At 74.1% G+C, this 20,399-nt stretch carries 21 protein-coding genes and 1 riboswitch; of the genes, 12 read left to right on the top strand and 9 right to left on the bottom strand.

The features are described 5' to 3' along the window. Positions 1–49: 49 nt before the first annotated feature. Together ACI79C_RS10325 and ACI79C_RS10320 are read left to right on the top strand one after the other, a co-directional pair. On the top strand, positions 50–799 hold the full coding sequence (locus ACI79C_RS10325) for a phosphatase PAP2 family protein (RefSeq protein WP_456945558.1): 750 nt from the start codon (positions 50–52) through the stop codon (positions 797–799). Next, positions 771–1,820 carry a hypothetical protein gene (locus ACI79C_RS10320; protein WP_456945557.1) on the top strand — a complete coding sequence of 350 codons (1,050 nt, stop codon included), beginning with the start codon at positions 771–773 and terminating at the stop codon, positions 1,818–1,820. Before ACI79C_RS10325 ends, ACI79C_RS10320 begins: the two co-directional genes overlap by 29 nt. 21 nt (positions 1,821–1,841) lie before the next feature. Here ACI79C_RS10320 and lexA read toward each other — a convergent pair whose 3' ends face one another. Then, the gene (gene lexA / locus ACI79C_RS10315) at positions 1,842–2,594 is read right to left on the bottom strand and encodes a transcriptional repressor LexA (protein ID WP_456945556.1); all 753 of its coding nucleotides are present in this window, start codon (positions 2,592–2,594) and stop codon (positions 1,842–1,844) included. A 202-nt stretch (positions 2,595–2,796) separates the two neighbouring features. Between lexA and ACI79C_RS10310 the strand changes: the two genes are divergently transcribed. The 6 genes from ACI79C_RS10310 to ACI79C_RS10285 all read left to right on the top strand — a co-directional run bounded on the left by ACI79C_RS10310 (position 2,797) and on the right by ACI79C_RS10285 (position 10,196). Beyond that, complete coding sequence (locus ACI79C_RS10310; RefSeq protein ID WP_456945555.1) at positions 2,797–3,438, top strand: LysM peptidoglycan-binding domain-containing protein; 642 nt, start codon at positions 2,797–2,799, stop codon at positions 3,436–3,438. Positions 3,439–3,584: 146 nt separating this feature from the next. Further along, on the top strand, positions 3,585–4,187 hold the full coding sequence (locus tag ACI79C_RS10305; protein WP_456945554.1) for a hypothetical protein: 603 nt from the start codon (positions 3,585–3,587) through the stop codon (positions 4,185–4,187). Between the two features lie 383 nt (positions 4,188–4,570). Further along, positions 4,571–5,128, top strand: a complete 558-nt coding sequence (gene nrdR / locus ACI79C_RS10300; RefSeq protein WP_456945553.1) for a transcriptional regulator NrdR — start codon at positions 4,571–4,573, stop codon at positions 5,126–5,128. Between the two features lie 81 nt (positions 5,129–5,209). After that, a complete protein-coding gene (locus ACI79C_RS10295; RefSeq protein WP_456945552.1) occupies positions 5,210–8,074 on the top strand; it encodes a vitamin B12-dependent ribonucleotide reductase in 2,865 nt (954 codons plus the stop codon). Positions 8,075–8,359: 285 nt separating this feature from the next. Beyond that, on the top strand, positions 8,360–9,232 hold the full coding sequence (locus ACI79C_RS10290) for an Ltp family lipoprotein (protein ID WP_456945551.1): 873 nt from the start codon (positions 8,360–8,362) through the stop codon (positions 9,230–9,232). 649 nt (positions 9,233–9,881) lie between these two features. Beyond that, positions 9,882–10,196 carry an STAS domain-containing protein gene (locus ACI79C_RS10285; protein WP_456945550.1) on the top strand — a complete coding sequence of 105 codons (315 nt, stop codon included), beginning with the start codon at positions 9,882–9,884 and terminating at the stop codon, positions 10,194–10,196. Here the strand turns inward: ACI79C_RS10285 and ACI79C_RS10280 are convergent. From ACI79C_RS10280 to ACI79C_RS10260, 5 genes are all read right to left on the bottom strand, one after another. Further along, the gene (locus tag ACI79C_RS10280; RefSeq protein WP_456945549.1) at positions 10,152–10,592 is read right to left on the bottom strand and encodes an ArsR/SmtB family transcription factor; all 441 of its coding nucleotides are present in this window, start codon (positions 10,590–10,592) and stop codon (positions 10,152–10,154) included. The genes ACI79C_RS10285 and ACI79C_RS10280 overlap by 45 nt on opposite strands. Before the next feature lie 222 nt (positions 10,593–10,814). Next, positions 10,815–11,915: a LysM peptidoglycan-binding domain-containing protein gene (locus ACI79C_RS10275; protein ID WP_456945548.1), complete on the bottom strand. Its 1,101-nt coding sequence runs from the start codon at positions 11,913–11,915 to the stop codon at positions 10,815–10,817. A gap of 2 nt (positions 11,916–11,917) precedes the next feature. Beyond that, positions 11,918–12,079, bottom strand: a riboswitch (cyclic di-AMP (ydaO/yuaA leader). A 356-nt stretch (positions 12,080–12,435) separates the two neighbouring features. Further along, positions 12,436–12,939, bottom strand: a complete 504-nt coding sequence (locus tag ACI79C_RS10270; RefSeq protein ID WP_456945547.1) for a VOC family protein — start codon at positions 12,937–12,939, stop codon at positions 12,436–12,438. Positions 12,940–12,966: 27 nt separating this feature from the next. Continuing rightward, positions 12,967–13,299, bottom strand: coding sequence for a GNAT family N-acetyltransferase (locus ACI79C_RS10265; protein WP_456945546.1), 333 nt, complete (start codon positions 13,297–13,299; stop codon positions 12,967–12,969). Between the two features lie 98 nt (positions 13,300–13,397). Continuing rightward, on the bottom strand, positions 13,398–13,847 hold the full coding sequence (locus ACI79C_RS10260; protein WP_456945545.1) for a hypothetical protein: 450 nt from the start codon (positions 13,845–13,847) through the stop codon (positions 13,398–13,400). Positions 13,848–14,077: 230 nt separating this feature from the next. On the opposite strand from ACI79C_RS10260, the gene ACI79C_RS10255 reads away from it, so the two are divergent. Then, positions 14,078–15,184, top strand: a complete 1,107-nt coding sequence (locus ACI79C_RS10255) for an NDMA-dependent alcohol dehydrogenase (RefSeq protein WP_456945544.1) — start codon at positions 14,078–14,080, stop codon at positions 15,182–15,184. Positions 15,185–15,248: 64 nt separating this feature from the next. On the opposite strand, the gene ACI79C_RS10250 is transcribed toward ACI79C_RS10255, so the two are convergent. Both ACI79C_RS10250 and ACI79C_RS10245 read right to left on the bottom strand, forming a co-directional pair. Next, positions 15,249–16,241, bottom strand: a complete 993-nt coding sequence (locus ACI79C_RS10250) for a hypothetical protein (RefSeq protein WP_456945543.1) — start codon at positions 16,239–16,241, stop codon at positions 15,249–15,251. Between the two features lie 31 nt (positions 16,242–16,272). Then, complete coding sequence (locus tag ACI79C_RS10245) at positions 16,273–17,619, bottom strand: SLC13 family permease (RefSeq protein WP_456945542.1); 1,347 nt, start codon at positions 17,617–17,619, stop codon at positions 16,273–16,275. Positions 17,620–17,813: 194 nt separating this feature from the next. On the opposite strand from ACI79C_RS10245, the gene ACI79C_RS10240 reads away from it, so the two are divergent. Beyond that, on the top strand, positions 17,814–18,581 hold the full coding sequence (locus ACI79C_RS10240; RefSeq protein ID WP_456945541.1) for an IclR family transcriptional regulator: 768 nt from the start codon (positions 17,814–17,816) through the stop codon (positions 18,579–18,581). Positions 18,582–18,587: 6 nt separating this feature from the next. Here ACI79C_RS10240 and ACI79C_RS10235 read toward each other — a convergent pair whose 3' ends face one another. After that, complete coding sequence (locus ACI79C_RS10235) at positions 18,588–18,749, bottom strand: hypothetical protein (RefSeq protein WP_456945540.1); 162 nt, start codon at positions 18,747–18,749, stop codon at positions 18,588–18,590. A 99-nt stretch (positions 18,750–18,848) separates the two neighbouring features. On the opposite strand from ACI79C_RS10235, the gene ACI79C_RS10230 reads away from it, so the two are divergent. Continuing rightward, positions 18,849–19,154, top strand: a complete 306-nt coding sequence (locus ACI79C_RS10230; RefSeq protein WP_456945539.1) for a hypothetical protein — start codon at positions 18,849–18,851, stop codon at positions 19,152–19,154. Positions 19,155–19,259: 105 nt separating this feature from the next. After that, positions 19,260–20,294: an L-glyceraldehyde 3-phosphate reductase gene (gene mgrA, locus ACI79C_RS10225; RefSeq protein ID WP_456945538.1), complete on the top strand. Its 1,035-nt coding sequence runs from the start codon at positions 19,260–19,262 to the stop codon at positions 20,292–20,294. Positions 20,295–20,399: the final 105 nt, after the last annotated feature.

The raw sequence follows: 20,399 nt of genomic DNA, 5'->3' as shown, positions 1-20,399 counted from the left end.
GTCGGTCGTCCGAGGTCACGATCGGGTCACGTCCCGGTACCGTGAGAGCGTGACCAGCGGCGCGGTGCGGCGGCGTCCGGGCGAGCACGCGCCGGACGGCGAGGTCGTGCCCGCCCCGCCGCAGCGGGTGGTCTCCGACGGCCGGCCATCGTGGTGGCTGCTGGTCCTCGCCCTGCTCGTCACCGTCGCGGTGACCGCGGACCTGCTCAGCCGGGGTGTGCTCGAGCGGATGGACCTGCGGGTCTCCGAGGTGGTCAGCTCCTGGCAGCTCAAGGAGTCGGCCGCGTACTGGCCGGTGTGGGCGGTGACCCAGCTGGGCGGGCGCGGCTTCATCCTGATCGTCCTGGCGGTCCTGACCGGCTACCTGGTGTGGCGGCGCCGGACCGCCGTGCCGCTGCTCCGGGTGCTGGTCGCGCTCGCGCTGCTCACCGTCGTCGTCTACGGCTTCAAGTACGGGACCGGGCGCACCGCACCGGCCTATCCCGGGTCGTTCTTCCACCGCGACGGTGCGTCCTACCCGTCGGGGCACGTGGCCAACGCGGTCCTCATGTGGGGTGTCGCCCGGTGGCAGGCGGTGGAGTTCCGGCTCGCCGCGGGCGTGCAGCGGGCCTTCCGGCTGCTCAGCGTCTTCGGCCCGGTCGCCACCGGGGTGGCCATGGTGTCCCTGGACTTCCACTGGGTCACCGACGCGGTGGTCGGGGCGGCGGTCGGCATCCTCCTGCTGGGCGTGGTCCATGCACTGGACGCAGTCCTGCTGTCACGCTGGGTCGGTGCCCGAGCTGCTCACCCCTCCGCGTAGCGGCACGCCGGGCCGGCACCTGGCTGCGGGGACGGTCCTCGCGCTGACCGCCGTCCTCGGTGCCGCGCAGCCGGTCTCCGCCGAGGAGGCGACGGCGCCTCGCACGCAGTGCCAGGTCACCGACCCCCGGCTGGCGGAGCTCTCCGGCCTCGTGGTGGTGGGCGACCGCATGCTGGCCCTCAACGACGGTGGGGAGCGGCTCGACGTCCACGTCCTGGACGCCGGCTGCCAGGTGGTCGACGTGCGCAGCGCGCCGGTCGACCCCTACGACCCCGAGGACCTCGCGGTCGGCGCCGACGGGACCGTGTGGCTCGCCGACACCGGCGACAACAACGGCACGCGGGAGACGGTGGCGCTGCTGGCCCTGCGGCCGGACGGCAGCACCGCGGTGTACCGGCTGGCCTTCCCGGAGGGACCCCGGGACGTGGAGGCGCTGCTCCTCGCGCCGGACGGCACGCCTTACCTGGTGACCAAGGAGGTGCTCGGAGCCAGCTCGGTGTACCGCCCGGTGAGCGCGCTGGTCGACGCCGGCACGGTTGGCCTCACCGAGGTGGCGGGTGTCGAGTTCACGCTCACCGGGACCCCGGGCGGTCCGGTCGGTCGCGCCGGGCAGCTCATGGTCACCGGGGGAGCGGTCTCGCCCGACGGCCGGTTGCTGGCCCTGCGGACCTACACCGACGCCTACGTCTGGCCGCTGTCGGGCTCCGACGTGGCGGGTGCACTGGCCGCCGACCCGGTCCGGCTGCCGCTGCCCGCGTCGCCGCAGGGCGAGGCGGTCAGCTTCACCGCCGACGCCTCCGGCCTGGTCGTGACCAGCGAGGGACTGCCGGCCGACGTCATCGTCGTCCCGTTGGGCGAGCTCCCGAGCGACGCCGCTGCGTCGACGTCGGCGGACGGTTCCCTCCCCGACCTGCTGAGCGCCGACGACGGCGGCATGCCGGCCGTCGCGGCGGCCGCGATCGCGGCCGTGGTCGCCGCCGCCCTGGTGTGGGTCGGCGGGAGGCTGCGCCGGCGCCCCTGAGCCCGGGGCGGCGCCTGCGGGTCAGACCCGGCGCAGCACGGTGACGACGCGACCCAGGATGGTGGCCTCGTCACCCGGGATGGGCTCGTAGGCGGGGTTGTGCGGCAGCAGCCACACGTGGCCGTCACGACGCTTGTAGGTCTTGACCGTCGCCTCGCCGTCGATCATGGCGGCCACGATCTCGCCGTTCTCGGCCGTCGGCTGCTGGCGCACCACGACCCAGTCGCCGTCGCAGATGGCCGCCTCGACCATCGAGTCGCCGGCGACCTTGAGCATGAAGAGGGTGCCCTCGCCGACCAGTTCGCGGGGCAGCGGGAAGACGTCCTCGACCGCCTGCTCGGCGAGCACCGGGCCACCGGCGGCGATCCGGCCGACGAGCGGGACGTAGGTGGGGGCGGGCGCCTCGTCGGTGCCGGCCGGGGCGGCGGTGGACACGAGCTCGGCCGGCGCGTCGCCGGGCAGGCGGACGTCGAGGGCCCGGGGCCGGTTCGGGTCGCGGCGCAGCCAGCCCTTCTTCTGCAGGACCGTGAGCTGGTGGGCCACCGAGGAGGCCGAGGACAGGCCGACGGCCTCACCGATCTCGCGAACCGAGGGCGGGTAGCCGCGGCGGTCGATGGAGTCGCGGATGACCTCGAGGACGCGCCGCTGGCGCTGGGTCAGGCCGTCCCCGGCCTCGCTCCGGTCGGGGAAGGTCCGCACGGCCGCCGTCTCGGTGGCCGCCGGCGCGCCGGTCGTCCTCCGGCGGCTCCCCGACGTCCCGCTCTTCTCCGCCACCGTCGCCTCCTCGCCGGCTGCTGTCGCAGCACGTCTCGTCGTTCGGGACCGACCGTAGCGTGCCGGGCCCTCTCGATCAAACACGTGTTCGAACTGCCCGGCAGGGCGCGATGGCGTTCGTCGGACCCATCCGGTAGACATCGCACAGCCGTTCGAATCGAACAGGCGTTCGACGGTCCGGGCAGCGGTGGGAGGAGTGGTCGTGGCGGGCATGCGGCAGGCGGTGCTGGACTTCGACGACGCGGTACAGGTGCCCTGGCGGCCCCGGCTCCGTGCGGTCCCGGTGGCCGACGACGGTGCGGCCGGGCGCCGGCCACGGCCTCCGGCGTCGCGGGCGACCGTGTCCCGGGTGGGCGCATGCCGGCCCGAGTCGGTCCGGGCGACCGACGACGGTGCGACCGCGCCCGTCGACTCGTCCGCCACCCGGCCGGGTCCGGTGCGACCCGGGCAGACGCGGCCGGGCCCGACCCGGCCGGCGGGGGCCGCGGTGCCCGGTCCCCCGGCGGGGCGGCCCGTGCGCGGCGGCTGCGGCCGGGTGCGGCACCGGCCGGGTCCGGGGGTGCGGCTGACCCGCAGGGCGCGCCGGCTGGCGGTGGTCCTCGCGCTGGGGGTCGGCGTGGCGCTCGGGTCCTGGCTCGGACCTCTCGTCGCCGATGACCCCGGCGACCTGCGGCTGGTGGGGGAGCGCAGCGTGGTCGTCCAGGCGGGGGACACGGTGTGGTCCATCGCCGCAGACTTCGCCGGGCCCGACGAGGACGTCCGGGCCGTGGTCGACGTGATCGAGGAGCTCAACGAGCTCGACGGTGCCCGCGTCGTGCCGGGACAGGTCCTCCTGCTGCCCTGAGGGCGTCCCGTCCCTCCTCCTCCGGGCCCGGCACGCCGCGGGGCCAGACAGCGACAAGGCGAGGCGGTCAGGTTCGTCAACCCTCCGTACGGAGGCGTTGACGCTGCGTGGTCAAAAGGGCACCTAACGTCAGAGGCGTGTCGCGGATGTCCGGAAGCCGAGCAGCGGTCTTCACCCAGCAGTCCCAGGCCGTCGAGGTGTCCGTGGCCGGCGCCTGGTTGCCGGGGTCGATCCTCGGCTGGCGCCACGACGCCGGCGGATCCTGCGAGGTGTGGGTCCGGCTGACCGTCGCCGGCGGTGTGCGCGAGACCTGGGTCGCCCTGTCCGACCTGCGGCTGCCGGAGTCGCCCGTCGTGGAGGCGTCGCCTCCCGCTGGGCGTGGGGACGACGCCGCCGCGCCGATCCTCGACCTGGCCCGCGCCGCCGCCCGTGAGCGGCTCGTCGCCGGCGTGCTCGGCGCTCCGGAGCGAACGGCGTCCGGCGTCCCGGCGCAGGGCCGTCGCCGGCGCCGTCACGGCGGGGACGTCACCGCGGAGATGCCGGCGCTCGATGCCGCCCTCGCCGGGCGCCACCGGGCACCGGGCGGAGCCGGGCGACACCGGGCCGCGGACGACGACACCCGCGTCGGCCTCCCGGCGGTCGCGGTCCCGCCGCGCGCCGAGGGCGACTGCCTGACCCGCCCCCTCCGGCTGGGTGAGCGGGTGCCCCGCCCCCGCCTGACCCGTCCCGACGGCGCCGTCCGCGGCTGAGGCCCGGCCGCCCTCCGGGGTCGGGTGCCGACGCGCGCATACACCGCTCCGCCGCCGCCGCGCGACTCCTGCGGGGCGTGTCGCGGCGTGTCGCCGTGGCGGGTGGGGCAGCAGAGCGCCCCTGGTCACGGCCGTGTCTCGGGGGCGTGTCCCGGCTTGCAGATCTTGTGTTGCCGGGCCTAGGGTTCCCCTACATCTAGTAGTTGCACCGCTGTAAGCCCGTCCACAGCCGGTCCTCAGGTTCTCCCCGGGACGTCCACCGGATGTCCCCAGGAGGGTCCACAGCCGGCTTCCCGGCTCGGGTGCCCCGGCCGCTTCGCGGCCGCCGCGCCCGCCGGTCGGGCGGGGGCGCGACGGACCACCACGAGGGGAGGGGAGCCGCGATGCGTTGCCCCTTCTGTCACAACGCCGACAGCCGGGTCATCGACTCACGCGAGGCCGACGAGGGGGCCACCACCCGGCGGCGCCGGTCGTGTCCCGCGTGCGGCCGGCGGTTCACCACGGTGGAGGAGGCCGTCCTCGCCGTGGTGAAGCGCAGCGGTGTCAGTGAGCCGTTCAACCGGACCAAGGTGGTGGCCGGCGTCCGCCGGGCCTGCCAGGGCCGGCCGGTCGACGAGGACCAGTTGCAGCAGCTCGCCCAGCAGGTGGAGGACGCGACCCGCGCCACCGGCGCGGCGGAGGTCCCCAGCCACGAGGTCGGGCTGGCCATCCTCCGGCCGCTGCGGGAGTTGGACGAGGTCGCCTACCTGCGCTTCGCCAGCGTCTACCGCGCCTTCACCTCGCTCGAGGACTTCGAGAAGGAGATCACCGAGCTCCGGGCCCGGTACGTCGCCGCCGGGACCCCGCCGCTCCCTGGCATGCAGGACACCTCCCCGGCCGTGCGCCGGCGGGGGAGTGGGCGGGGCCAGGCCGCCTCCACCGGCAGCGCCGCCGGCACCTGAGAACTGTCAGCACCACCCGATAGAACAAGTGCGGCTCTCTTCCCCAGCCGCCTTGCCCACCCGCAACAGAGGGAGAGCTCCGTGACCGAGACCGAGGATCGCTTGACCGGCCGCACGCGTCGCGCCGCCAAGGCGCCGACCCGGGGGAAGGGCCTGAAGGTCAAGCGCGTCTTCACCACCGCCGGTGTGCACCCGTACGACGAGGTCACCTGGGAGCGTCGTGACGTCGTCATGACCAACTGGCGGGACGGCTCGATCAACTTCGAGCAGCGCGGCGTGGAGTTCCCCGCCGAGTGGAGCATCAACGCGACCAACATCGTCACGACGAAGTACTTCCGCGGCGCCGTGGGGACCCCGCAGCGGGAGAGCAGCCTGCGCCAGCTGATCGACCGGGTCGTGCTGACCTACGGCCAGGCCGGCCGCGAGCACGGCTACTTCGCCACCGAGGGTGACGCGGAGATCTTCGAGCACGAGCTGACCTGGATGCTGCTGCACCAGTACTTCAGCTTCAACAGCCCCGTGTGGTTCAACGTCGGCACCAGCGCGCCGCAGCAGGTCAGCGCCTGCTTCATCCTGGCCGTCGACGACACGATGGACTCGATCCTGAACTGGTACCGGGAGGAGGGGCTGATCTTCAAGGGCGGCTCCGGCGCCGGCCTGAACCTCTCCCGGATCCGCTCGTCGAAGGAGCTGCTGTCCTCCGGTGGCACGGCCTCCGGCCCGGTGTCCTTCATGCGCGGTGCCGACGCCTCCGCGGGCACGATCAAGTCCGGTGGTGCCACCCGTCGCGCGGCCAAGATGGTCGTCCTCGACATCGACCACCCCGACATCGAGGAGTTCATCGAGACCAAGGCGCGCGAGGAGGACAAGATCCGCGCGCTGCGCGACGCCGGGTACGACATGGACCTCGGCGGCAAGGACATCACCAGCGTCCAGTACCAGAACGCCAACAACTCCGTCCGGGTCTCCGACGAGTTCATGCGCGCGGTCGAGGACGGCACCGAGTTCGGCCTGCGCGCCCGGCTCGACGGCTCGGTCATCGAGACCATCGACGCCAAGGGCCTGTTCCGCAAGGTCACCCAGGCCGCCTGGGAGTGCGCCGACCCGGGCATCCAGTACGACGACACGATCAACGACTGGCACACCAACCCCGAGACCGGCCGGATCAACGCGTCCAACCCGTGCTCGGAGTACATGAGCCTGGACAACAGCTCGTGCAACCTCGCGTCGCTGAACCTCATGAAGTTCCTCAAGGACGACGGGACGTTCGACTCGAGGAACTTCGTCAAGGCAGTCGAGCTGGTCATCACCGCGATGGACATCTCGATCTGCTTCGCGGACTTCCCGACCGACCCCATCGGTGAGACCACCCGCGCCTACCGCCAGCTGGGCATCGGCTACGCCAACCTCGGCGCCCTGCTGATGGCGACCGGTCACGCCTACGACTCGCGTGGCGGCCAGACCCTCGCCGCGGCGATCACCTCGCTGATGACCGGCACGGCCTACCGCCGCTCGGCGGAGCTGGCCGGCATCGTGGGCGCGTACGAGGGCTTCGCCCGCAACGCCGACGCCCACGCCCGCGTCATGCGCAAGCACGCCGCGGCCAACGACGCCATCCGTCCGGTGGGCGCCGACGACGCCGACGTGCTCAAGGCCGCGACCGCCCAGTGGCAGGAGTGCCTGGAGATCGGCGCGGACAACGGCTGGCGCAACGCCCAGGCCTCCGTGCTGGCCCCCACCGGGACCATCGGCTTCATGATGGACTGCGACACGACCGGCATCGAGCCGGACTTCTCGCTGGTCAAGTACAAGAAGCTGGTCGGCGGCGGCTCGATGCAGATCGTCAACCAGACCGTGCCGCGGGCCCTGCGCAGCCTGGGCTACCAGGACGAGCAGATCGAGGCGATCGTCGAGTACATCGCCGAGCACGGCCACGTCGTGGACGCCCCGAGCCTGCGCCCGGAGCACTACGAGGTCTTCGACTGCGCGATGGGGGAGCGGGCCATCTCCCCGATGGGCCACGTCCGGATGATGGCCGCGGTGCAGCCGTTCATCTCCGGCGCCATCAGCAAGACGGTCAACATGCCGGAGACGGCGACCGTCGAGGACGTCGAGAACATCTACTTCCAGGGCTGGAAGCTCGGCCTCAAGGCGCTGGCCATCTACCGGGACAACTGCAAGGTCGGCCAGCCGCTGTCCGACGCCAAGGCCAAGAAGGCCGACACGACGGCCGCGGCCGCGGAGGTGGCGGCTCCGGCTGCGCTCGCCCACCCGGTGCGCAAGCGGCTGCCGAAGAAGCGGACCAGCATGACGACGTCGTTCTCCGTCGCCGGGGCCGAGGGCTACATGACCGCCGGCATGTACGAGGACGGCAGCCTCGGCGAGGTCTTCCTCAAGCTGGGCAAGCAGGGCTCGACCCTGGCCGGTGTCATGGACGCCTTCTCGATCGGCATCTCGATCGCGCTGCAGCACGGTGTGCCGCTGGAGACCTACATCCAGAAGTTCACCAACATGCGCTTCGAGCCGGCCGGCATGACCGACGACCCAGACATCCGCATCGCCCAGTCGGTGATGGACTACATCTTCCGTCGCCTGGCGCTGGACCACCTGCCGGTGGAGAAGCGGGCCAACCTCGGCATCTTCAGCGCCGAGGAGCGCGCCGCCCAGGTCTCCGGCTACGGCACCTCGGCCTCCACGCCGGAGGTCGTCGAGGAGGAGGTCGACCTGGAGGCGCTGCGCACCTCCGCGCCGGCCGAGGGCCCGGCCCAGCCCGAGCCCAAGGCGGATAAGTCGGTCAAGGAGGCGCACTCCTCGGCCGAGCTGCTGGAGTTGGTCACCGGGACGGCCACCGACGCGCCGCTGTGCATGACCTGCGGCACGAAGATGCGTCCGGCCGGCAGCTGCTACGTCTGCGAGGGCTGCGGCTCCACCAGCGGCTGCAGCTGATGTAGTCGGCCGGGACGTGTTGTCCGCGCCGGTCCGGGCGGCGTCGTCCCGAGTTCGGGCAGCACTGTCCCGGTCTCCGCCAGCGGGACTCCCCGACCACTGAGGTCGTCACCGGCCCGGTTCCCTCCAGGAGCCGGGCCGGTGGCGTGTCTGGCGCAGGAGTGAGCAGGCCACCCGGCGCTCGTCGGTGACTCCGTGGCTGGGGTCAAGGGGTCACCGACGGTGTCGATACTCCTCAGTAGCGCATCCAGGATCATCGTGTCAGCAACGCAGGAGTGTCCCTTCGTGACCCAGCCAGGAGGGGTTCAGCCGAACCCCCACGACCACGGCGGCCAGCCCGGCCCCACGCCCCCGGCCGACAACCGGCCCCCGGTCGGCCCTCCATCCCAGTCGCCCAGGCAGCAGGTCGGCGCTCCCCAGCCCCAGCCGCCGTACGGGATCCCGCAGGGCTCCTGGCAGCCGCCCGCCCAGCCCGGCCCGAGCCTGCCCACGCCGCCGAGGCACCCCTGGTTCAGGCAGAAGCGGTTCCTCATCCCGGCCGGGGTGCTGGCCGTGGCGGTGCTGGGCGCAGCCGTCGCGCCGAAGGAGGACACCGACAGCGCCCCCGTCGCCAGCTCCAGCGCGCCCGTGGTGGAGACGTCGGCACCCGCGTCGGGACCTTCCTCCGCTCCGCTCCCGTCGATCAAGGAGGTCGCCCCGGCTCCTTCGCCGGCTCCGGCCTCGGAGCCTTCCTCTGCTACCGCGCCGCCGGTCGAGGAGGTCGCCCCGACTCCTCCGCCGGCCCCCGCGCCTGCTCCGGCTCCCGCACCGGCACCTGCGCCCGCTCCCGCGCCTGCCCCGGCTCCTGCGCCCGATCCGGCACCCGATCTCACGGTCGGCCAGGAGAACGCGCTGGAGTCTGCGGGGGACTACCTCGACTACTCGTCCTTCTCGCGCTCCGGGCTCATCGAGCAGCTCGAGTACGAGGGCTACTCGACCAGTGACGCGACGTGGGCCGTCGACCGCCTGGACGTCGACTGGAACGAGCAGGCCGCCCAGTCCGCCAGGGACTACCTCGACTACTCGTCCTTCTCGCGCTCGGGGCTCATCGAGCAGCTGGAGTACGAGGGCTTCACCCCCGAGCAGGCCGAGTACGGGGTGAGCCAGGCCGGGTTCTGATCCAGGCCCACCCGGTGCGCTCCCCGGCGCACGCCGGGACGTCGGTGCCGGGTGCGCTGACCGGACCCACCGGAGGCCCGCCTGCTCGGGACCTCGTCGTGCCGCCCCGGCCGCCTCGTGCGGCCGGGGCGGTCCCGTCTCGGCGCCGGCCGGAGACGTGCCCGAGCCGCCGTCACCGGCCGCGACGTGCAGGCACCCGGCGGGCGCTGCAGCGCGAGGGAGGCGCACCGCGAGGGGCGCTGCACCGCGAGGGCCGCTGCACCGGCTGCCCACCACGCCGGAACCAGGTGATCGACCGCGTTCCCGGATGGTCGCCGGTCAGCGACCGGCGTCGTCGTCCGGAATGCCGTCCGGGACCCACCGCGGACCGGCCTCGTCGGGCCGGGGACGGTCCTGACGGTGCAGCCGGATGGCGACCAGCGCGACGTCGTCCTCCGAGGATCGCCCGCTGCTGGACGGATCCGGTCGCGTTCTCGCCGGCGGGAGCCGTCGGGACGAGGGGGCGCAGTCTGGGCCGGCCGCGGGCCGCGGGCCCACGAGCGCCCCGCCGCCGGGCCGTGCCTGGTGCAACGATGGACGCCCGCCCGGTTGGCTACTTTACGATGTTCACACATCGGCGAGCGCTGCGGGGGATGGCCGGGGGTGGCGTGTGCGCGGAGGTCCCGACGGTTCGGCCAGCATCGAGGCCGAGGCCGGGGGACGGGTGCTCCGGCTGCGGGGCGAGGTCGACGTGGACGTCGTCGAGCGTCTCCGGCGCGAACACCCCGGCGGGCTGCCGCCGATCGCGGCCATCGAGGCCGGCGAGGTGACCTTCCTGGACGCGGCATGTGTCGCCCTGCTGGTCGAGCTGGCCCAGGTGGCCGACCGGCAGGGTCGGACGCTCGTGCTGCGGTCCGCCTCGGAGCGGGTCGACCGGGTGCTACAGCTGACCGGAGCGGACGCCCTGTTCCAGCGATCCGGATGACGTCGGCGGCGCTGCCCGGGTCGGGGCCTCGGCCGGCGGGATCGTCGCGCCCGGTGCGTCGGTGGTCTCGAGGAGGTCGCTGAGGAGGTCTCGTGTGGAGGTCAGCTCCGTGACCAGCAGCTGCCGCGCCACCGCCAGCAGCTGCGAGGTCCTCGGGTCCCGCAGCGAGTAGCGCACCGCCGAGCCCGAGCGGTGGGCGAGGACGACCTGAGCCCGCCGGAGGACCGCGAGTTGTTGGGAGAGCTGCGACATCTCCACCTGGAGCTGGGTCGCGAGTTCCCCGACGGTCCGCTCTCCCTGGGTCAGCTGCTCCAGGACCAGCACGCGCAGGGGATGACCCAGGGCCTTGAACAGATCGGCCTTCGCAGCGGCGATCGGGACATGGCGGTAGGGCACGTCCCGGACTCTACGGGCCGGTGATCGGCGGGGTCCCGTCCCCGACGGGGGTCCACCCCGGGTGGGGGAGTCGGCCCGGCCGGGGCCGCATCCCGGGGCGCGGACGGCAGCGCCCCCCAGCGGCGGACGGCAGCGACCCCCCACCCGCGACGGCAGCGACCCCCCACCCGCGGACGGATGGGGGGTCGCTGCCGTGGTGTCGGAGACCCGGGCTCGGAGGGGTCAGCCGCGGTAGTTCACGTGGACGTGGTCGAAGTGGTTCGCCGTCACGCCGCCACGGTCGGCCATCGCCTTCCAGGTGCCGGTCGGCGAAGTCAGGATCCGCTGCTGCCAGATCACGTACTCGACGCCGAGCTCGTCCCAGTGGTCGACCTGGTACTGGGCGATGGCGTCGCCGAGGGCCGCGTCGGACAGGACCATGTAGTCCAGGGCCAGCCCGGACGGGTGCCCGTGCGGGTCGACCGCGCTGCCGCGGGTGCCGCCGATGGTGATGCCGGCGGCGCCGGCCACGTTGCTGACCACCGCGTCGGCGGCCGCCTGGGCCTGCGGCCGCACGGCGCCGGCGCTGTTGGTGATCTGCGCGACCGCTGGAACAGGTGCCGGAGCGGCCACGGCCTGAGCCGGGGCGGCGGCAGCCACGGGCGCGGAGTTGCCGACGGTGCCCACCTCGACGGGCGCGACGGCGGCCTGCGCGGCGCCGGCGACCAGCAACACCTGACCGGGGAAGATCAGGGTCGGGTCGCTGCCGATGACGCCGACGTTGCGCTGGTACAGCTCCCGCCACGGCTGGTGGAACGTGGTGGCGATCCCCGCCACCGTGTCGCCCCGCTGGACCGTGTAGACGTCCGACGGGGCGGCGGCCGGGGCCGGAGCGGCCTCCGGGGCCGGGGCGGCAGCCGGGGCCGCGGGAGCGGCGGCCGGCGCGGGTGCCGGCGTCCCGGCAGCGGCCGGCGTGGTGCCGTCGGTCAGCTGCTTCCCGCAGGTCGGCCACGCGCCGATGCCCTGCCCGGCGAGGACCTTCTCGGCGATCTCGACCTGTTGCGCGGGGGTGGCGAGGTCGGCGCGGGGGGCGAGCTCGGTCCCGCCGTAGCCGGCCCAGGTGGACTGGCTGAACTGCAGCCCGCCGTAGTAGCCGTTGCCGGTGTTGATGCTCCAGTCGCCGCCGGACTCGCACTCGGCGACGCCGGTCCAGTCGTGGGTGGTGGCGGCGGATGCCGGGGTGCTCAGGACGCCGAGTCCGACGACGGTGGCCCCTGCCGCGACGGGGGCCTTGGCGATGACCTTCTTGGTCCGGACATAGCGCGGCGCACGGTGCTTGGCCATGGGTGATCTCCGATCACCGCCGGCGAGGTGAGCTGTCGGGTTCGGACGATCGGTGCCCGGCCGCGGGTCGCGGCTTCACCCCGAGGCGCGCCCGGCCGTTCGGCCGGAGCGCCGTGGAACGTGGGTCCCCCACCCCTGCCCTGAGGTTCTGGAGACGGCTACCGGTGGGCAGGGTTTGGCGGACCGGCGCCACGCTCCCATCTGCGGAACGCAGCCAAAACGTTACGTTGGGTCATGTGAACTGTCGCCGTGACGGTCGTCACGCTTTGGTGTGCATGGGGAGGACGGGCAGGTCGGGGCGAGAGACTCCGCGGACGTGCTCTCCGGCACAGCGGTCCCGGCGGCGGCACAGCGGTCCCGGCGGCGGCACAGCGGTCCCGGCGGCGGCACAGCGGTCCCGGCGGTGGCACAGCGGTCCCGGCGGCGGCACAGCGGTCCCGGCGGTGGCACAGCGGTCCCGGCGGTGGCACAGCGGTCCCGGCGGCGGCTGGCGAGCGGTCCGGCCGCCGCCGGGGGGCGGTCACAGGACCTGGTGGCCGTACATCTCCCCGAGCGGGTCGGCGATCAGCTCGATGCGGGCGCCGTCGGGGTCGCGGAAGTACACCGACACCCCGCTGTGCACCTCGTGCGGCACCCCGGCGGCGGTCAGCCGCCGCACCAGCTCCTGCCAGCGCTCGGGGTCGACGCTGATGGCCATGTGGTGCAGCCCGCCCAGCACCTCGGCGTAGGGGCCGACGTCCAGGCCGGGGAAGTCGAAGAAGGCGATGAGGTTGCCGTTGCCGATGTCGAAGAAGAAGTGCGAGGAGCCGGGGTAGTCGCGGTTCTCGATCAGCTCGGTCAGCGGGAAGCCCAGGACGTCCTGGTAGAAGCGCACGGTCCGCTCGACGTCGCTGCTGATCAGCGCGGTGTGGTGCAGGCCGCGGGCGGTGGTGGCGGGGCGCTCGCCGGCCGGCCGCAGGTACGCGGCGCGGATGCGCGCCCGCTCGGCCTCCAGTGCAGCGGGGTCGGGGGCGGTGGTCGTCATCGGGGTGCGTCCTCTCGGGTCGGGGCGTCAGCGGTCGGCGGAGGGGGCGAGCCGGAACTGCTCCCGCCGCTCGGCGGGCACGAGGTCGAGGTAGGCCGGGTGCCGCTGGATGTAGCCGCGGATGAACGGGCAGAACGGCAGGACGGCGTGGCCCGCCGCCCGCGTGGCGTCCAGGGCGCCGCGCGCCAGCACCGAGCCCAGCCCCCAGCCCTCGAAGGCCGGGTCGATGACGGTGTGGGTGAAGGCGACCGACGACGCGGTCCGCCGGTACTCGGCGAAGCCGGCGACCTCGCCGTCCACCCGCACCTCGAAACGGCCGGCCCCGGGCACGTCCACCACCACCGGCTCGTTCTCGGGCATCGCACACCGGTCCTCTCGGTCGACGGCAGAGTCTTGCAGGCGAGGACCGGCGCGCACGCCGATCCCGCCGGCGACCGACGAGACGCGGCCCGGGCGGCTCAGGAACCGGCGGCCCGCGGCCGGGGGACGATCGGGCCCGGTCCGACGCGGCCCTCCATCAGGCAGGTCGTCCCGGCGGCCCGCGTTCGTGCGCCCTCGATCCGCCGCCGTGCCTCCTGCACCAGCGTGCCGTCCTGCCGGGGAGCGCAGACCAGGATGGGCCGGTGCGCCCGGACGGCGGGGTGGGCGAAGGCCTGCTCGACCAGCTGGGCGCTCAGCGGGTCCGGCAGGTCGGGGCCGTCGGCCCAGAACTCGACGACGACCTCGCCGTCGGGCTCCCACACGTGCGCCTCCGCGACCGCCACGGCGGACATCACCACGGTGACCCCGGTGGGTTCGACGAGCAGCTCCCAGCGCCGTCCGTCGGGTGTGCCGCCCGGGATGCGGCGGGGGCGCGCGACGGCGGTGGGGGCGGTCCTGGGGCGGGGCGGCTGCGCGGCAACGGTCAACGCGGTGCTCCTCGGGACGGGTGTCGGGTGAGCCGTCTCCACGGTGCCGAGCGGGCGGTGCCCCGCGCAGGGCCGTTGGTCCCGGAATCAGCGGTCCACCTCGGGTCGAGCCCGAGCGCGGACAGGCCCGGACCGGTGCGGCAGGGTGTCCCCGTGGCCGGGGGGCCACCGGAGGCGGTGCGCGGGACGCGGTCGTCGCGCCGTCCGGACGCGAGTCGAGGAGACGGTGCATGAGGACACGCGGAGCCGTGCTGCGGGGACCCGGCGACTGGGAGGTCGTCGACCTGGAGGTCCGGGACCCGGGCCCGGGTGAGGTCCTGGTCGACATGGCCTACGCGGGCCTGTGCCACTCCGACGAGCACCTGCGGTTCGAGAGCGCCCGCTATCCGATCGTGGGCGGGCACGAGGGCGCCGGCGTCGTCCGGGCGGTCGGTGCGGGCGTGACCGGCCTGGCGCCCGGCGACCACGTGGTGACCGCCTTCCTCCCCACCTGCGGCCACTGCCGCTGGTGCGCCTCGGGCCGGTCCAACCTGTGCGACCTGGGCGCGACCATCGCCACCGGCCGGCTCCCCGGCGGCGGCTGGCCGTTCACGCTGGACGGCGAGCCGCTGGGCGGGTTCTGCATCGTCGGGGCATTCGCCGAGACGTCGCTGCTGTCGCAGTACTCGTGCGTCAAGATCGACGACCACCACCCGCTGGACGTCGCCGCGCTCATGGCGTGCAGCGTGCCGACCGGCTGGGGGTCCGCGGTGAACGCCGGGCCGGTGCGGCCGGGCGACGTGGTCGTGGTCGTGGGCACCGGCGGGGTCGGCTGCAACGCCGTCCAGGGGGCGGCGGGCGTGGGGGCCCAGCACGTGGTCGCCGTCGACCCGGTCGCCTTCCGCCGGGAGTTCGCCCGGACGCTGGGCGCCACGCACGCCGTCGCCACGACCGAGGAGGCCGCGGCGCTGGCCCGGGAGCTCTCGCGCGGCACCGGCGCCGACGTCGTCATCGTGACCACCGGCGTCACGGACACCGGGATCATCGCCGGGGCGCACCGCTGCCTGGGCAAGGGCGGCACGCTGGTGCTCACCGGGCTGGCCGACCACACGCTGGAGAAGACGGTGAGCCTGCCCGGCAACATCGCCACCGTCTTCGAGCAGCGCGTGCAGGGCGCCCTCTTCGGCATGTGCAACGCCCACCGGGACATCCCGCGGCTGCTGGGCCTCTACGAGCAGGGCCGGCTCCGGCTCGACGAGCTCATCACCCGGAGGTACGCCCTGGACGAGATCGAGCGGGGCTACCGGGACCAGCGCGAGGGCACGACCATCCGCGGGGTCCTCCAGCACCGGCACTGAGCGCACGGGCGCCCCCGGCCCGTTCGGGCCGGGGGCGCTGCGCGCACGTCAGACCACGCGCGGGTCAGATGACGAACGCGGCCAGCGACTCCGGGGCGAAGAGCTCCTCGGGCTCGTACCGCCGGGGGGAGAGCCCCTGCTCGGCGTGGTAGCGCAGGAACGTCTCGAGCGTGGTCCGGTTGGGCTCCAGCCCGTAGGGCCACCAGTCCTCGCCCAGGGTGGCGCGGGTGCGCTCGACCTCGGCCCACAGCCACGGCAGGGCGTAGCGCAGGGCGGCGGTCTCGCCGATGCCGGCCAGGCCGACGTCCTTGGCCGTCGCGCAGGCCTTGACCAGCTCTCGGGCCAGCCAGCGGTGCTGCTCGTAGACCTCCCGGCGGATCACCAGCGTGTGCATGATCGGGAAGATGCCGGTCCGGGCGGAGTACTGCCGCTCGACCTCCGCGGGGTCGGCGAACAGCCGCCGGATCCCGCCGCCGCCCGGGGTGTTGAACGGGCCCGGGTTGCGGGCGCTGTAGACCGCGTCGAGCTCCCCGTCGAGGAGCAGCTGGGACAGCGTGTCGGCCGGGCCGATCGGGGACACCTCGACCCCCGGCGGCAGGTCCAGCCGCACCTTCTCCGTCCGGCCCGGCTCGTCGAGCCCGCCGGTGCGGTAGCGCACCGACTCCACCGGCAGGCCGTGGTGCTCGGCGAGGGTGCCGCGGATCCACACCGAGGCGGTGATCTGGTACTCGGGCACCCCGACGGTCGCGCCGGTGAGCTCGGCCGGGTCCTTGAAGTCGGAGTCCTCGCGGACGTAGATCCCGCTGTGCCGGAAGGCCCGGGAGGGGAAGACCGGCACCGCGACGAAGGGCGCGCCCTTGCTCAGCGTCATGACGTAGCTGGACAGGGACAGCTCGGCGATGTCGAACTCGCCGAACTTGAGCATCCGGAAGAACGTCTCCTCGACCGGCAGGTCCAGGAAGTTCAGCTCCGCGCCGCCGACGCGGACGGTGCCGTCGCGCAGCGGCTGCATGCGGTCGTAGGCCTGGCAGGCCATCGTGAACACGGGCGCGGCCATGGGTCGCACTCCTTCCGTGGGTGGGTGGGAGTCAGCCCAGCTGGGCCGGCAGGACGAACAGCAGGACGGCGGCCAGCGGCGCGACGACGATCATCGCCAGGCCGAAGGTGAGCAGCTTCCGCGACACCGAGCGCTGCTGGTCCTCGGGAGCGCTGGCCACGACCAGCGCGCCGACGGAGGAGAAGGGGCTCGCGTCGACGACCGTGGCCGACAGCGCGATGGCGATCAGCAGCGCCGTGGGGGACAGGTGCCCCAGCGCCATCAGCGGGATGGCGAGCGGCACGATCGCGCCGATCACGCCGGTGCTGGACGCGAAGGCCGACACCAGCGCGGCCACCCCGCACAGCAGCAGCGCGCTGACCACCGGGGAGCCGACGCCGGCGACGCCCTCACCGATCCGGGTGATCGTGCCGGCGCGGTCGAGCACCTCGATCAGCGTGACCAGCCCGCAGACCAGCAGGATGACGTTCCAGCTGATGTGGGCGGTGTTCTCCTTGCGCGGGAACACGGTGTGCACCACGACGGCGGCGACGATCGCCAGCATCCCGATGTCCAGGTCGAACACCAGCGAGCCCACCGCGACGAGCGCGATCGCGACCAGCGTGGTGGCCCGGGCGGCGTCGAGCCGGGGGCGGACCGGCGCGGGAGCCGCCGTCCGGACCGCGGTCGCCGCCCCGCCGGCGCCCGTCCCCGCCGTGGGCGCGGACTCCAGCGGGGTGCCGCTGCCGTCGGCCGGGCTCCCGGGCGCGCGGACGGCGTCGTCCAGCCGCTCCCCGGTGGCGCGCAGGCCGCCCATGACCAGGTACACCGCGACCGCGAGGACGACGTTGAAGGCCAGGGTGCCCAGCCACAGGGTCACCGGGCTGACGTCGAAGCCCTCGCTGGCCACGGCCTCGTTGGCGATGATCCCCAGGGTGGACAGCGGCGAGAAGGTGCCCGCCCCGACGCCGGTGACGACCATCAGGCCGGCCAGCAGGGGGCGGATGCCGAACTCGCGGGCGAGGCTGATGCCGATCGGCGCCATGATCCCGGCCGCCGCCTGGCCGGGGGCCCCGGCGGAGGTGACCGCGGCGGTGACGGCGAACAGCAGCAGCGGCACGACCCGGGCGTTGCCGCGCACCAGGCGGGCCATCGACATCACCAGCCACTCCGTCGTGCCGTTCGCGGCGGCGACGGAGAACAGGTAGGTGATGCCGAACAGGAGGATGAACAGGTTCGCGGGGAACCCGGACAGGATCGTGGGGAGGTCCTCCCCGAGCGCCAGCGTGCCGAGGCCGAAGGCCCCGACCAGCGCGAGGGCGCCGATGTTGACCGTGCTGACGGTGCCGACGAGGAACACCACGAGCAGCACGACGACAGCGAGTACGTCGATGGACACGTCAACTCCGCGGACAGGGTCCGGACACGCCGGACGGCAAGGGGAGACGGGGCGGGCGAGGGCCCGCGCCCGGGGTCGTCGTACCGGGGATCGCCTCCCCGGTCGCTGTAGGACATGGGACCCGGATCACTGTGTCCCCGACAACAGTCCTCCCTATAGTCGGGAGAACTCGCGGCAGAGACGATGGAGGCCGGGTGTCCGACAAGGAGTCGCGCAGCGTCGCGTCGAAGGTCTGCGCGGTGCTCGACGCGATCGGTGCCGCCCCCGCCGGGCTCTCGGCCACCGAGGTCGGCCGGCAGACCGGGATGCCGCTGTCGACGGCCCACCGGCTGGTGCAGACGCTCGCGGCCTGGGGCGGCCTGGAGCGCCAGCCCGACGGGCGGTACCGCGCGGGCCTGCGGTTGTGGGAGGTGGCCGCGACGGCGCCGCGTGCGAGCGCCCTGCGGGACACCGCGCGGCCGTTCCTCGAGGACCTCTACGAGGCGACGGAGCAGAACGTCCAGCTGGCCGTGCGGGACGCCGGTGCGGCCCTCGTCGTGGAGCACTTCGCCACGCGGTCGGCGGTCCCGACGGCGACGCGCATCGGCGGCCGGCTGCCGCTGCACGCCAGCGGGGTCGGCCTGGTCCTGCTCGCGTGGGCGCCCAAGGAGGAGCAGGACGCCGTCCTCGCCGGGCCGCTGGAGCGGTTCACGCCGCGCACCGTCACCGAGCCCGGTCGGCTGCGCCGGATCCTCGCCGAGGTGCGCCGTTCCGGGGTGGCCGTGGCCACCAGCACGATGCCGCTGCCGGCGCTGGCCGTCGCCGCGCCGGTGGTCGGCCGCGGCGGAGTCGTCGTGGCCGCCGTGTCGGTCGTCGTCCCCCCGGAGGACACCTCGGCGCCCAGCTACGTGCCCGCGGTCATCGCCACCGCCCGCGGGGTGTCCCGCCAGCTGGCCGGCGTCCCGGTGGCCCTGCGGCGGTGACCCCGGTCAGAGCCGGTTCTTCTGCTTCCCCCAGCCGAACGCGGCGGTGACCAGGAAGAACAGCAGGCCGACGACCGCCAGCCAGAACAGGCCCTCCACCACGGCGCCGATGACGGTGATCACCAGCCAGACGACCAGCAGGAGTCCGAGGAAGCGGAGCACGGTCATCTCCCGGAGGACGGCGGCGGAGACTGTCGTCCCCGACCCTAGGCCCTGACCGGGCCTGCGCCAGGGCCGACCGGCCTCACCAGGGGAGGAGGGCGCACCGTGTCCGACGACCTCGACGCGCTGCTCGCCGCCGTCGGCCCCGAGGTGGCCGCCCTCGTCCGCGCTGCCGACGAGCTGGTCCGGCGCACCGACCCGGACGTCGTCCGCGTCGTCTGGCCGCGCCAGGCGACCGTCGGCTACGGCGTCGGGCCCAGGAAGAGGACCGAGCACCACGCCCACCTCGCCGTCTACGGGCGGGTCCTCGACCTGGGCTTCAACCACGGCGCCGCGCTCGACCCCGCCGGCCTGCTCGACGGCACCGGCGCGTCCTTCCGCAAGCTCCGCGTGCACGGCCCGAGACGCTGACGGACCCGCGGCTGGCCGACCTGCTGCGCGCCGCCCGGGCCGAGCGCCTCGCCGCCCTCGGCCGCGACTGAGCCGGGCAGCGCGGGCGCTGGTTGGATCGCGGTCATGGCCTACCGCGCGTCCGACGCCCGCTACGACTCCATGACCTACCGGCGCACCGGCCGCAGCGGCCTGGACCTGCCCGCGATCAGCCTCGGCCTCTGGCACAACTTCGGGGACGACGTCCCGTTCGACCGCCAGCGCGCGATCCTCCGCCGGGCCTTCGACCTGGGCATCACCCACTTCGACCTGGCCAACAACTACGGCCCGCCCTACGGCTCGGCGGAGACCAACTTCGGCCGGCACCTCGCCGACGACCTCGCGCCCTACCGCGACGAGCTGGTCATCTCCACCAAGGCCGGCTACGACATGTGGCCCGGGCCCTACGGCCAGGGCGGTGGCTCGCGGAAGTACGTGCTCGCCAGCCTCGACCAGTCGCTGCGCCGGATGGGCCTCGAGTACGTCGACATCTTCTACTCCCACCGGCCGGACCCGACCACGCCGCTCGAGGAGACGATGGGCGCGCTGCACCGCGCCGTCCAGGCGGGCAAGGCGCTGTACGTGGGCATCTCCAGTTACGGCCCGGAGGACACCGCGCGGGCCGCGGCGATCCTGGCCGACCTCGGGACGCCGCTGCTCATCCATCAGCCGTCGTACTCGATGCTCAACCGCTGGATCGAGACCGAGGGCCTGCTCGACACCCTCGAGCAGGTCGGCGCCGGCTGCATCGCCTTCTCCCCGCTGGCCCAGGGCATGCTGACGACGAAGTACCTGGACGGCGTCCCGGAGGGCTCGCGGGCCAGCCAGGACAAGTCGCTGTCGACCGACCTGCTCACCGAGCAGGCGCTCACGCACGTCCGCGCACTCAACGACATCGCCGGGCAGCGCGGGCAGGGCCTGGCCCAGATGGCGCTGGCCTGGGCCCTGCGCGACCCGCGGGTGACCACCGTGCTCATCGGCGCCAGCAGCGTGGAGCAGCTCGAGCAGAACGTCGGCGCGCTGCAGGGCCTGGCCTTCAGCGACGAGGAGCTGGCCGCGATCGACCAGCACGCCGTGGACGCCGGCATCGACCTGTGGGAGGGGCCCCGCACCGGCGCCTGACGACAGCCGGCGGAGCATCGCAGCGAGCGCCAGCGAGCGAGGAGCGGACGGCGGCGCGGAGTCGGGCCGGGGTCAGCGCCTGACGACAGCCGGCGGCCGGGCCGA

This window comes from Geodermatophilus sp. SYSU D00697 (assembly GCF_054050175.1).
The sequence above is the reverse complement of the archived record's forward strand: the minus strand, read 5'-3'. Positions and strand labels throughout refer to the sequence as shown.

What these genes read in the sequence shown, in the direction of transcription:
- ACI79C_RS10235 (WP_456945540.1), bottom strand. Translation starts at nt 18,749, where the DNA reads ATGACCGTGCTCCGCTTCCTCGGACTCCTGCTGGTCGTCTGGCTGGTG.
- nrdR (WP_456945553.1), top strand. Translation starts at nt 4,571, where the DNA reads ATGCGTTGCCCCTTCTGTCACAACGCCGACAGCCGGGTCATCGACTCA.
- ACI79C_RS10255 (WP_456945544.1), top strand. Translation starts at nt 14,078, where the DNA reads ATGAGGACACGCGGAGCCGTGCTGCGGGGACCCGGCGACTGGGAGGTC.
- ACI79C_RS10305 (WP_456945554.1), top strand. Translation starts at nt 3,585, where the DNA reads ATGTCCGGAAGCCGAGCAGCGGTCTTCACCCAGCAGTCCCAGGCCGTC.
- ACI79C_RS10250 (WP_456945543.1), bottom strand. Translation starts at nt 16,241, where the DNA reads ATGGCCGCGCCCGTGTTCACGATGGCCTGCCAGGCCTACGACCGCATG.
- ACI79C_RS10275 (WP_456945548.1), bottom strand. Translation starts at nt 11,915, where the DNA reads ATGGCCAAGCACCGTGCGCCGCGCTATGTCCGGACCAAGAAGGTCATC.
- mgrA (WP_456945538.1), top strand. Translation starts at nt 19,260, where the DNA reads ATGGCCTACCGCGCGTCCGACGCCCGCTACGACTCCATGACCTACCGG.
- ACI79C_RS10265 (WP_456945546.1), bottom strand. Translation starts at nt 13,299, where the DNA reads ATGCCCGAGAACGAGCCGGTGGTGGTGGACGTGCCCGGGGCCGGCCGT.
- ACI79C_RS10270 (WP_456945547.1), bottom strand. Translation starts at nt 12,939, where the DNA reads ATGACGACCACCGCCCCCGACCCCGCTGCACTGGAGGCCGAGCGGGCG.